The organism is Rhizobium sp. A22-96, from assembly GCF_053521805.1.
Genome location: NZ_JBNWDQ010000005.1, coordinates 506961 through 518372, shown reverse-complemented (window position 1 = coordinate 518372; position 11412 = coordinate 506961). Strand labels below are relative to the sequence as shown.

Sequence of the window (11412 nt, the reverse complement as noted above, 5' to 3'; positions counted from 1 at the left end):
CGCCTGGGCGCCAGCGCTTCCTGTTAACGGAAGAGCGTCAGGATCTGCTGGTTCGAAGAGTTGGCGATCGAGAGCGACTGGACTGCCAGCTGCTGCTGCGTCTGCAGAGCAGACAGCTTGCTCGATTCCTGTTCCATGTCAGCGTCTACAAGCTTGCCAACGCCCGACTGGATCGAGTCGGAGAGCGAGGAAGCAAAGCTCGTCTGCAGGTCGATACGGCTGGAGATCGAGCCGAGCTTCGAACCCATGCTGGTCATGGCGTTCAGAGCGGTCTGAACCATGTTGAGCGCGCTGGAGATCTGGCCGCTGGTCATCTTGCTGATGTCAAGGCTGAAGACCGAGTAAGTGCCGGTCTTGGTGCCGAGAATACCAGAGCTCGTCTGGATCGTGCCGGCTGCCGTCGTGCCGAACAGAACGTTGCCGGTTGCGCCGGAGTCGAACTTGTAGGAGGTCGAGCTGACCGAAACGGTGCCGTTGGTGCCGCGGATGAACGAGGAAACAACCGAAGCGGAGTCGCCGCCCTTGGCCATGACCCAGTTTTCGCCGTTGAACGAAGCCGACTGGGCAACGCTCTGCAGCTGCTGCTGCAGCTGGCTGATTTCTTCCTGAACGGACTTCTTGTCGACCGAAGGCTCCATGGCGGTCGCAAGCTTGTTCTTGATCTGGCCGACGATGTCGATGGCGCTGGTGACGGCGGTCGTTGCGGTGTCAACCTTGGCGGCACCGAGGCCGAGAGCGTCAGATACAGCGCCGATGGCGCCGTTGTCGGACTTCATGCTCGTGGCGATCGACCAGTAAGCAGCGTTGTCGGAAGCCTTGGAGATGCGCAGGCCGGAAGAAACGGCAGCCTGGGTGTCCTGCAGGTTGCTGCCGATGGTGCGCAGCGTCTGGAGAGCAGCCATTGCGGCGTTGTTGGTAAGAATGCTCGTCATAATATTTGCCCCTTTGGCATTGGTTAAATAAGGGACATTCCGGACCTAAAACCGGTAACGGCATTCAGCATCATGCCTGTTAACCCAATTCGTTAAGGTTAACTCGCCGTTTCGATGGTCCTAAGAAACAGCAATATAGTTAAGAAAACCTGAACCGCTCCTACCCAGAAAACATAAAAAAAACCGCGCCTTAGATAGGCGCGGTTAACTTCTTGTTTAGGAATTCGATCAGCGCTATGCGCCGGCCTATCCGCTTAACGGAAGAGCGACAGGATCTGCTGGTTCGAAGAGTTGGCGATCGAGAGCGACTGGATAGCCAGCTGCTGCTGCGTCTGCAGAGCAGACAGCTTGCTCGATTCCTGTTCCATGTCAGCGTCTACAAGCTTGCCAACGCCCGACTGGATCGAGTCGGAGAGCGAGGAAGCAAAGCTCGTCTGCAGGTCGATACGGCTGGAGATCGAGCCAAGCTTCGAACCCATGCTGGTCATGGCGTTCAGAGCGGTCTGAACCATGTTCAGCGCGCTGGAGATCTGGCCGCTCGTCATCTTGCTGATGTCAAGGCTGAAGACCGAGTAGCTGCCGGTCTTGGTGCCGAGAATACCAGAACTCGTCTGGATCGTGCCGGCTGCCGAAGCACCGAACAGAACGTTGCCGGTTGCGCCGGAGTCGAACTTGTAGGAGGTGGTGCTGACCGAAACGGTGCCGTTGGTGCCGCGGATGAACGAGGAAACAACCGAAGCGGAGTCGCCGCCCTTGGCCATGACCCAGTTTTCGCCGTTGAACGAAGCCGACTGGGCAACGCTCTGCAGCTGCTGCTGCAGCTGGCCGATTTCTTCCTGAACAGAACCCTTGTCGACGGAGCCTTCCATGGCAGTCGCAAGCTTGTTCTTGATCTGGCCGACGATGTCGATGGCGCTGGAGACAGCCGTCGATGCGGTGTCAACCTTGGCGGCGCCGAGGCCGAGAGCGTCAGATACAGCGCCGATGGCGCCGTTGTCGGACTTCATGCTCGTGGCGATCGACCAGTAAGCAGCGTTGTCGGAAGCCTTGGAGATGCGCAGGCCGGAAGAAACGGCAGCCTGGGTGTCCTGCAGGTTGCTGCTGATGCCACGCAGCGTCTGGAGAGCAGCCATTGCGGAATTGTTAGTGAGAATGCTGGTCATAGGAGTGTCCCCTGGAAACTGGATACAAAAGGAGGACATACCGGACTGTAAATACCGGCGATGACGGAGCAGCTTCATGCCCCTCGATCCGTTTTCCTAGAGGACCAAACCCGTCATGTCGCAGTGAAAGTCGCATCCATTGCTTGCGAATTCCTTAAACGCGGGCGGCCGGAAAAAGCTTGTCCGGAACGTGGCTAAGAATGCGTAAAGGCCTTTTCGGCCGTTGCTTCGGTTTCAGGCAAGCTACGTGCGCGATGATTAGGCGAATCCATGATGCCGGCACTCGGCCTTCGACGAGAGCCAGTTCAACATTCCGTCCGGAGTTCTCGCTCGTGAATACCAAAAACGCCTTTGTGACTGCGTCCGGCTTCTATCAGAAGGGACAATATACGCGCGCGCTCGAAACGCTGAACGAGCTGTTGAACGTCGACACGTCTCCCAAGACCTATGCGCTTCTCGCAAAAACCCTGCTGAAACTCGGCTTCAAGTCCGATGCAGCCAGCGCCTATGAACTGGCCGGCAGACAGCCGCCCCGTCGCGACGACTATCTTCGCGAGGCGCTGCTGCTCCATGGCGAATGCGGCAATGACGATCAGGCGCTTGCGGTGGGAAGCCTGATCCTGCCCCTGGCGTTCAAGGACCCCGAACTTGCCTTCATTCTCACCCGCATCTTCCTCAGCCGTCAGCAAAGAGAACTCCTCTCCGGCTTCAAGACCGTGCTGGTCGAAGGGCCTGAACTCAGGCATCGGCTGCTGGCGGCCAAGCTCCTCACGGATGATCTCTATGACGAGGGCAACCGGCACATCGTCGCGACGCTGTTCAAGAACCATCCGGACAACATCATCTTCCGCACGCTCTATCTGATCTTCGCCCGAGAACTGTCCGATCTCGCCGCTGTTGAAAAGCACATGGCCCCGATCACGGCAGCGATGGCCCAGGGCAATCTCGACTATGTGATCCCGGACAACCCCTTCTTCCATTTGCACTGGTGCGGCGACGAAGCAATCAACAAGTACGCGATCCATGACACCTCGGCGCTGCCTGTCGGCCACGCCGAGGCCCGCCGCAGGATTCCACACACTTGGGGCAGCAAGATCCGCATCGGCTATCTCTCGTCCGATTTCTGGCCGGAGCATGCAACGATGAAGCTGTTGCAACGGACACTGGAACTGCATGACCGGGATCGATTTGAGATCTTTCTCTTCGACCATACCGATCTCGTCTCCCAGAACGAGCAGCCATTCGACCATCAGAAATGGGGAACGATGGTCGACGTCCGCAGCCTGTCCGATCAGGCTGCGGCAGAGGCGATCCGCGCCCGGGGCATCGACATCCTCGTCGATCTCAAGGGGCACACGAAGGAAAGCCGCGCTCGCATCCTCAACCATATGGCCGCTCCGATCCAGGTTGCCTGGCTCGGCTTTCCCGGCACGACCGTCAATATCGACCTCGACTACATCATCGGCGATCACTACGTGCTGCCGGAGCATTCAAAGCCGCATTTTCACGAGAAATTCTGCCGTCTGCCGGAATGCTATCAACCGAACGATCCTCTGCATCGTCCGAAGCCGCGGCCAGTCACGCGCGCGCAGCATGGGCTGCCCGAAGACGCCTTTGTCTTTGCCTCGTTCAACGGCAATCGCAAAGTCACTCCGCAGATGATCGACGTGTGGTGCAATATTCTCAAGCGCAGCAAGAACAGCGTGCTCTGGCTGCTGTGCAATCATCCCCGGTCCGAGGCCAGTCTCTGGTCACGCATGGAAGCGCGCGGCATCAACCGCAAGCGCGTCATCTTCACCACGCGTATTCGCTACGAAGACCACATCGATCGTCAGCAGCTTGCCGATCTCGGCCTCGACACCTTCCCGGTCAACGGCCATACCACCACTTCGGAACAGTTGTGGGGCGGCCTGCCGGTCCTTACCATCAAGGGCACCAATTTCGCCTCCCGCGTCAGCGAAAGCCTGCTGAACGCGATCGGCGTACCGGAGCTGATTGCCGAAGACGTCCAGGCCTATGAGGACATGGCCGTGGAGCTCTCCAACGAACCGGCGCGCGTCGCCCAGTTCAAGGAGGCGCTTTTCGCCAATCGTTACATCAAGCCGCTCTTCGATGCCGAGCGCATTACCCAGCATCTGGAGACGGCCTTCGAGATGATGGTGGAACGCGCAAAACAGGGTCTCGCACCCGATCACATGGATGTCCCGGCACTGCCCACCCGCACGGAACCTTTCCTGACGGAAGACGGACGCTCGGCGGCTATCGCTGCCGAATAAGGCTGGAGATCGCCGGGATGAAAATTCCGGCGATCGGCCTTCCGGTACCGATCACGCAATTATTGGTCAGTGGAAAGAGCGCACGAGGCTGCCGACCAGAAGGTTCCAGCCGTCGATCAGCACGAAGAAGAGAATCTTGAACGGCAGTGAGATCGATGTCGGCGGCAGCATCATCATGCCCATAGCCATGACGATGGTCGATACGATCAGGTCGATGACGAGAAACGGTAACACGACAAGGAAGCCGATCTCGAAGCCGCGGCGAATCTCCGAAATCATGAAAGCGGGGATCAGCACACGGTAGTCGATCTTGTTGTCGACCACGGTCGTCTGACCGCGCTCTTTCGCCAGATCGACGAACAGCTTCAGATCCTTGTCGCGGGTATTGTTGGACATGAAGGTCCGGAAGGGTTCGGCGATGCGCTGCACGGCGTCGGCTTCCGAAATCTGATTGGCGAGCAGCGGCTGCACGCCGTCTTTCCAGGCTTGATCGAAAGTGGGCGACATGACGTAGAAGGTCATGAACAGTGCCAGGCTCAGCAGGATCATGTTCGACGGCGTCGTCGCGAGCCCCATGCCGGTGCGCAGGATCGAGAAGGCTATGATGAAGCGCGGAAAGCTCGTCACCATGATCAGAATGCCCGGAGCGATCGACAGGATCGTCAAGAGTCCGAAGGTGCGGATGATCCAGGCGGCAACGGAACCGTTCACCGGGGCGTTCAGAAGATCGGTGGGAAGTTGCGACGGCAATTGCTGCGCCATCGCCAGTTCAGGCGACAAAACAGCAATAGCTAATATTGACAAAATAAGTATTGGTCGAATCATTCGATCACGAAAGTTCTGAACATAACTTTCGATACTCGTCCTTCCGAGCGCAGGTCAACACGCTCTTGAATGTCATCCCGAAGATATTGCAGGCCCCGTGCGCCTTCGATCTGCTGCAGGGACACCGTTCGCACATAGCTCAGTATATCCTGATGGATTGCCTGGGCGAGCTGGGCGTCCGGCGGCCCCTTGAAAACCAGTGCAAGCTCCAGCCTTACCCAGCTCTGCGAGGGATAGGCGAGATTGGTGGTGATCGGGTCAAGTGCAATGATACCGTTTGCCTGTGCGGCTGCAGCGGCCTGCTTGCTGTCGCCGGCGGCTGCCGCCGTTGCCTGTATAGCGGCAGTGGCCGCCTTGATCCTCGGCGCGACCACGGTGCCGAGCAACCAGCCGCCACCGCCGCCGAGCACGGTCAGCACCAATAGTCCGACGATCGTCAGGATCAGCGGCGATCCCTTGCCTTTTGCCGGTTCGTCTGCGGCTGCTGCCATGTCCCTATCCGTTCGTTGTCAAACTGGCCGATGCCATCAGATCAGAGCGGCGACAGCAGGTCGACGGCCTGCTGTCCCCTCGGCGGCTGCTGTATTTCCGTCAGACGGCCACGCCCACCGTAGGAGATGCGGGCTTCGGCGATCTTGTCGTAGGAAATGGTGTTGTCGGAGGTGACGTCCTGCGGCCTGACGATGCCGGCGACGTTGAGAATGCGGATTTCCTGGTTCATGCGGACCTCCTGCGAGCCGCTGATCATCAGGTTGCCGTTTTCGAGAATGCCGGTAACGACCGCGGCAACCAGCAGGTTGATCTGCTCGGAGCGCTGCATCTTACCCTTCGCATCGGTGCTGGTATCGGAGCCCGAGGTGGCAGTCGCGTTGGTCGCGGGCTGCCAGCCGAAAATCTTCGCAGCAATATTCCAGTTCATATCGCTCTTGTTCGTGCGATTGCGATTGGTCTCGTTGTCCCAGTTCGCCTTGTCGTTGATCTGGATCGTCACCGTCAGGATGTCGCCGACATTAAGGGCGCGCGAATCCTTGAACAGGGCTGCCTGCGAATCGTTCCAGAGCGAATATCCCTGCGCGACCTGGTGCGGCCGCTTCGGATATTGCGACATCTGTGGCGTCTGAGCATATTGCAGGCCACTGCCGATCGGACTCATGGCAGGCGCCCTGCCGATTTCCTTGAGGGCCTGCGACTGGCAGCCGGCAAGTAAGACGACAATTGCGCAGGTGGCCGTAAGACGCATGTTCATGAGGGGTCCTTCGACTTCGATGTATTCGGATCAGATGCGCTGGCCATAATGTTGGTAATGGCTGCCGCCTTTTTCGCATCCATCTCCGCGAGAATGAGGCTCGACTGGCGAGCCGAGAGCTTCATGATGATCGCCGCAGCCACGGTGATCCTGACATCATTGAGGCTTGCCGCCGCGGCGTCCGGCTTCATGTTCTTGTAGATATCGACCAGGCCGAGATCCGCTGTCTTGAGGAAGTCATCGCGCCGCTTCAGCCAGTCCTCGTATTCGGCCTTGCGCTTGTCCATCGTGGCGATGCGCTGATCGACATCCGCCTGGAGCTTTTCAAGTTCCTGCTTCTGCAGCAGATAACGCTGGTCGCGGGCCGGATCGGCGATATTGGTGCAGAACTGCCGGATCTCATCCTGGCTGGAGGCCGGATCGACGACGGGCTTCGGCGCTTGCTGCGCGGCTGCAACGCCAAGCGACAGCAGCATTGCTGCCGCTGTCGAACCTGCCGAAAGGCCGCAAGAGACCAGCATTCTTCTGGCGATGACGATCGATATCATTGCAATACGAGCTCCGCTTGCAGGGCGCCGGCCGATTTGATGCCTTGGAGAATGGCGATAATGCCGTCCGGCTTGACGCCGATATTGTTGAGACCCGCGACCAATGTCTTCAGATCAGGCCCTTCCAGCACCGCAACCCGGCCACCGCTTTTGGTGGCGGTAATGTCGGTCTGATCCTGTATGGCCGTCTGGCCATTCGAGAAGGGCTCGGGCTGGATCACCTGCGGGTTCTCGCTCACCTGCACCGTCAGCGTTCCATAGCTGACCGCAACCGGGGAAACGCGAACGTCGGCGCCAATGACGATGGTTCCGGTGCGCTCGTTGATGACGACCTTGGCCGGCGTATCAGTCTGGACATTGAGATTTTCAATGTCGGCCATCAGTCGGGTCAGGTCGGCCATTTTCGGCTTGTTGAGCGTGACTTCCTGCGAATCCTTCGCCTCGGCGATCGGCCCGCCGAAACGCGAGCTTGCCCAGGCATTGACGGTGTCGGCAATGCGGATCGAGGTGGAGAAGTCCGGATTGCGCAGCTGCAGAACCAGATTGACGGAATCCTTGAAGCGTGAGGGCAACTCACGTTCGATGATCGCGCCGCCGGGCACGCGGCCGGCGGTGGTAACGCCTTCGGTGACGGTTGCCGCAGTGCCCTGGGCCTGGAAGCCCGAAACGATGACCGAACCCTGGGCCACGGCGTAGATCTGCCCGTCGGCGCCGCTGAGCGACGTCATGATGAGCGTGCCGCCGCGAAGCGACGTGGCATCGCCCAGCGAGCTGACCGTCACGTCGATGCGGCTACCGGGGCTGGCGAAGGGCGGCAGGTTCGCCGTCACCATGACGGCGGCGGTGTTCTTGGCGGCGGATTGGCCGCCCTGCGTCGAGATGCCGAGGTTTTGCAGCATCGCGCGCATGGATTGTTCGGTGAACGGCGAGGAACGCAGGCCGTCGCCCGTCCCCTGGAGACCGACGATCAGGCCGTAGCCGATGAGCTGGTTGTCGCGGCCGGATTGCAGCGACGCGATGTCCTTGATGCGCGATTGCATCGCTGCAGCCGGATCGGCAATGATCAGGCTGGGCAATGCGAAGAGAACTGCGAGAAATTGACGAAGCCGTTTCATTTTGCGACCACGCGGATCGTACCGTTTTCGAGAACCGTGCCGTTGACGATGATGCCCGAGTCCATGTTGCGGGCCCGCACGCTATCGCCGACAGCGCCATCATCCAGTGGCGTCCCCGCCGCCGTGATCGTCATGCTGCCCATGCTCATGACCAGGCGGACATTGGAGCCACGCGTCACGGCATAGGGCTGGCGCAGCGAGGAGATGGAGATGGTTCGGCCGGGCAGAAGCGTCCGCTTGGATACGAGGCCGGTGACCTGCCGGATCCGCTTGGCATAATCGCCCGTCAGATTGGGGTTGGTGACTTCAACCTCTTCGAGCTGACCGCCGCTGATGATGTCGCCGGGGTAGATCGTCTCCGTCGGGACCACGGCGGTCCCCATGCTGCCCTCATCGGCTCTCGCTGCACCTGCGGGCGCGGCCGATGCGAACACGACGGAAAGGCTCGCCGCGGCGAACCAGGCCATTGCTAAGCTTTTCATCCGGCGAAACCTCATGTTCGGCCCGTCCTTTTCGCTACTTCAGGTTCTTGCTGACGATCTGCGCCATGTCATCGGCAGTGGTGATGACCTTTGAATTCATTTCATAAGCGCGCTGCGCCGTGATCAGATCGGTAATTTCCTTGACCGGATCGACGTTCGACGATTCCAGGTAGTACTGCTTCATGTAGGCGAAGCCGTTCTGGTTCGGATCGGAGATGACCGGATCGCCGGAAGCCGGCGTCTGCGTGAAGAGGTTGCTGCCCATCGGTTGCAGGCCGGCTTCGTTGACGAAGTTGGCGATCTGCACCTGGCCGAGCACGGTCGGCGTTGTCGCCGTGCCGATGATCGCCGAAACCTGGCCGGACTGGTTGATGGCGAGGCTGGTAGCATTGTTCGGGATCGTGATACCCGGCTGCAGCACATTGCCATCCGGCGTCACGATCTGGCCGGTATCGCTCTTGTTGAAAGAGCCGGCGCGCGTGTAGGCGGTCGTGCCGTCGGGCATCTGGATCTGGAACCATCCACGGCCGACAAGCGCAACGTCGAGCTCGTTCTGGGTCTGCGACAACTCACCCTGGATCTGGATGTTGCGCACGGCTACGGTCTGCACGCCGAGGCCGATATTGGCGCCTTCCGGAACCACCGCCTGGTTCGGCCGGTTGGAGATGCCCTTGGCGCGCTCGGTCTGGTAGAGAAGGTCGGAGAATTCTGCGCGCGAACGCTTGTAACCCGTCGTGTTGATGTTCGCGATGTTGTTCGCGATGACTTCAAGATTGGTCTGCTGGGCGTCCATGCCCGTTGCGGCAATTGCGAGCGCTCTCATGCTTTCGTCCTTCGAGCTGGGGCGTGATCTTCGAAACCGAAAGCGGCCCCCGAATTATTCACGCCAAATCAAGTAATTAGAGCGAGAAATCCCGCTCTAGATCTGCATCTTGGTAATATCGAGAAACGCGGAGACGACCTTGTCGCGCAGCGCGACCGCGGTTTGCAGCGTCTGATCGGCCTGCATGACCTTGTCGACGACTTCGCGGGTGCTCATCGTGCCCTTGATGCCGGCGAAGGAGGCATTTTCAGCTTCCTTCAGCGTGTTGATGGAGTCCTTCGCCACGTTCGACATGACGGAAGCAAAGCTCATTCCGGCGTCCGCTCCCATGGCAACGGCCGGAGAGGCGTTGAGCGCGCTGGAAGCAGCGGATGTCAGATCCGTGGTGATGCTGCCGAGGCCGCGGGTCGCCGAGAGGGAGGCTACATTCTTGATGGAATCGATCATTATGAGTTCTTCAGCAGGTCAATGGTGGAAGAGATGAGATCGCGAGCCTGCCTGACCGTCTGCAGGTTGGCCTCGTAGGAACGATTGGCTTCACGCATGTCGGCCATTTCGACGAGGATGTTTACGTTGGGCATCTTGACGTAGCCCTTCGGGTCGGCGGCGGGGTTATCCGGATCATACTCTTCGACGAACTTGCCCGTGTCCTCGCCCAATTTCTTCACACCGACCGTCGTCAGGCCGTTGGCGCGATCCATTTCTGCGCCGAATGTCACGGTCTTGCGCCGATAGGGATCGGCACCAGGGGTGTCACCCGTCGAGCGGGCGTTGGCGATATTTTCGGAGACGATACGCAGACGAGTCGATTGAGCCTCCAGGCCGGAGCCTGCAATTTTCAATGCGGCTGATAAGGGGTCCATGACATCTTCACTTCATCTATTGTTTTACGGTCATCAACATCATGCGATGAAAGGAACTCACGAGTGCGGTGTTCAAGCTGTACTGGCGCTTGATCTCACCGGATTTGGCGAGTTCATCCTCCAGGCCGACGGTGTTACCCGACTCCTGGACACCTATTTCCTGGCTGAGCGGCGCCTCTTCGACATTAATGTTGCCGCTCGAGCTGAATTCGTTGCCCGAGATATGCGCGGGATTGGTTTTCGCCATGCTGATGTTCTGGTTATCCAGAACAGCCTGAAATGGCGTCACGTCCTTGGCACGGTACTTCGGGGTATTGGCATTGGCGATATTGCCGGCAACGACCTCCTGGCGCGCCTGAAGCCACTCGGCTTGCCGCGAGGCCAGGTCAAAGAGCTGAATCGGTTGCATGGGCTTCTCTCCGTTCTTACACTAGGAATCTAGCGGGATAATCTTGCGTGGGACTTGCGAGAAATGCGTTCCTGTAAACTCTTCAAAATGCCTGAAACTCAGGCATCTCCGCGTTTTTTCAGTTGTTGCCGTAGACATCGCCCGCAGACGTGACGATGACCCATTTTCCCTCACGCTGTTCGATCGATGCGAGGCGGCTGTTGTCGGGTAGAACCGAGCCGACGCGCACGACATACATGCCCGTGTCGTCCTCGATCAGCGCGCGGCCATTGACGACGTGCAGGAGGTGGAATGGGAGCTTGCCGGGAAGTGGCTGCTGTTCGGCCGGCGGCCCCTTGTCATCCTCGCGGCCGGTATTGCTGATCGTCGCGGTCGTCAAAGGATCGGGAATGAGATCTCGAGGCTCGCTGGGATTCTTATTGACCATAGCCAGCGGCGATACGCTCACGACTTCGCGGCCGGGCCAATTCGGCAGATCGCGCGTGCGATCGCCTTCAGCCACATGGATGCCGAACTTGTCCGGGTTGAGGAAAACGTACCAGGGAAAGAAGGCCGAGGCGCCGGCAAGCACCAGTCCCGTGCAGACGAGTGCCCTGTCGGTAATGGTCCGCCTCTTTGCCGCCTTTGGCGGATTGACCGATTCGTCTGTGTCGGTTTCTGTCACGTCTGGCCCCTCTTTCGGCACTAAATTCGGAAATGTCGGCTAGCTGCGAACAATGGATAATCGAGG

The 11412-nt window shown here is 59.2% G+C and carries 14 protein-coding genes; 1 reads left to right on the top strand and 13 read right to left on the bottom strand.

The genetic code is table 11. The features are described from left to right. Positions 1 to 23: 23 nt before the first annotated feature. Positions 24 to 932: a flagellin N-terminal helical domain-containing protein gene (locus ACQZ6F_RS24070; RefSeq protein WP_449094342.1), complete on the bottom strand. Its 909-nt coding sequence runs from the start codon at positions 930 to 932 to the stop codon at positions 24 to 26. A gap of 254 nt (positions 933 to 1186) precedes the next feature. After that, positions 1187 to 2095 carry a flagellin N-terminal helical domain-containing protein gene (locus ACQZ6F_RS24065; RefSeq protein ID WP_077468695.1) on the bottom strand — a complete coding sequence of 303 codons (909 nt, stop codon included), beginning with the start codon at positions 2093 to 2095 and terminating at the stop codon, positions 1187 to 1189. 332 nt (positions 2096 to 2427) lie between these two features. On the opposite strand from ACQZ6F_RS24065, the gene ACQZ6F_RS24060 reads away from it, so the two are divergent. Then, complete coding sequence (locus tag ACQZ6F_RS24060) at positions 2428 to 4371, top strand: O-linked N-acetylglucosamine transferase, SPINDLY family protein (protein ID WP_449094341.1); 1944 nt, start codon at positions 2428 to 2430, stop codon at positions 4369 to 4371. A 66-nt stretch (positions 4372 to 4437) separates the two neighbouring features. Here the strand turns inward: ACQZ6F_RS24060 and fliP are convergent, their stop codons facing one another. The 11 genes from fliP to ACQZ6F_RS24005 form a co-directional block, all read right to left on the bottom strand. Next, positions 4438 to 5196: a flagellar type III secretion system pore protein FliP gene (gene fliP / locus ACQZ6F_RS24055; RefSeq protein WP_077468693.1), complete on the bottom strand. Its 759-nt coding sequence runs from the start codon at positions 5194 to 5196 to the stop codon at positions 4438 to 4440. Beyond that, on the bottom strand, positions 5193 to 5687 hold the full coding sequence (locus ACQZ6F_RS24050) for a flagellar basal body-associated FliL family protein (RefSeq protein WP_449094340.1): 495 nt from the start codon (positions 5685 to 5687) through the stop codon (positions 5193 to 5195). Before ACQZ6F_RS24050 ends, fliP begins: the two co-directional genes overlap by 4 nt. 41 nt (positions 5688 to 5728) lie before the next feature. Continuing rightward, complete coding sequence (gene flgH / locus ACQZ6F_RS24045) at positions 5729 to 6442, bottom strand: flagellar basal body L-ring protein FlgH (protein ID WP_077468691.1); 714 nt, start codon at positions 6440 to 6442, stop codon at positions 5729 to 5731. Beyond that, the gene (locus ACQZ6F_RS24040) at positions 6439 to 6963 is read right to left on the bottom strand and encodes a MotE family protein (protein WP_449094416.1); all 525 of its coding nucleotides are present in this window, start codon (positions 6961 to 6963) and stop codon (positions 6439 to 6441) included. Before ACQZ6F_RS24040 ends, flgH begins: the two co-directional genes overlap by 4 nt. Before the next feature lie 23 nt (positions 6964 to 6986). After that, entirely contained in the window at positions 6987 to 8105 is a 1119-nt protein-coding gene (locus ACQZ6F_RS24035) for a flagellar basal body P-ring protein FlgI (RefSeq protein ID WP_077468689.1), read from the bottom strand. Continuing rightward, positions 8102 to 8587 carry a flagellar basal body P-ring formation chaperone FlgA gene (flgA, locus tag ACQZ6F_RS24030; protein WP_404944564.1) on the bottom strand — a complete coding sequence of 162 codons (486 nt, stop codon included), beginning with the start codon at positions 8585 to 8587 and terminating at the stop codon, positions 8102 to 8104. Before flgA ends, ACQZ6F_RS24035 begins: the two co-directional genes overlap by 4 nt. A gap of 34 nt (positions 8588 to 8621) precedes the next feature. Then, positions 8622 to 9410: a flagellar basal-body rod protein FlgG gene (gene flgG / locus ACQZ6F_RS24025; RefSeq protein ID WP_077468687.1), complete on the bottom strand. Its 789-nt coding sequence runs from the start codon at positions 9408 to 9410 to the stop codon at positions 8622 to 8624. A gap of 96 nt (positions 9411 to 9506) precedes the next feature. Next, complete coding sequence (locus tag ACQZ6F_RS24020) at positions 9507 to 9857, bottom strand: flagellar hook-basal body complex protein FliE (protein WP_068397190.1); 351 nt, start codon at positions 9855 to 9857, stop codon at positions 9507 to 9509. Next, positions 9857 to 10273: a flagellar basal body rod protein FlgC gene (flgC, locus tag ACQZ6F_RS24015; protein WP_068397193.1), complete on the bottom strand. Its 417-nt coding sequence runs from the start codon at positions 10271 to 10273 to the stop codon at positions 9857 to 9859. Before flgC ends, ACQZ6F_RS24020 begins: the two co-directional genes overlap by 1 nt. Before the next feature lie 16 nt (positions 10274 to 10289). Then, the gene (gene flgB / locus ACQZ6F_RS24010; RefSeq protein WP_068397196.1) at positions 10290 to 10682 is read right to left on the bottom strand and encodes a flagellar basal body rod protein FlgB; all 393 of its coding nucleotides are present in this window, start codon (positions 10680 to 10682) and stop codon (positions 10290 to 10292) included. A gap of 118 nt (positions 10683 to 10800) precedes the next feature. Then, positions 10801 to 11346, bottom strand: coding sequence for a flagellar protein (locus ACQZ6F_RS24005; protein ID WP_449094339.1), 546 nt, complete (start codon positions 11344 to 11346; stop codon positions 10801 to 10803). Between the last annotated feature and the right edge of the window lie 66 nt (positions 11347 to 11412).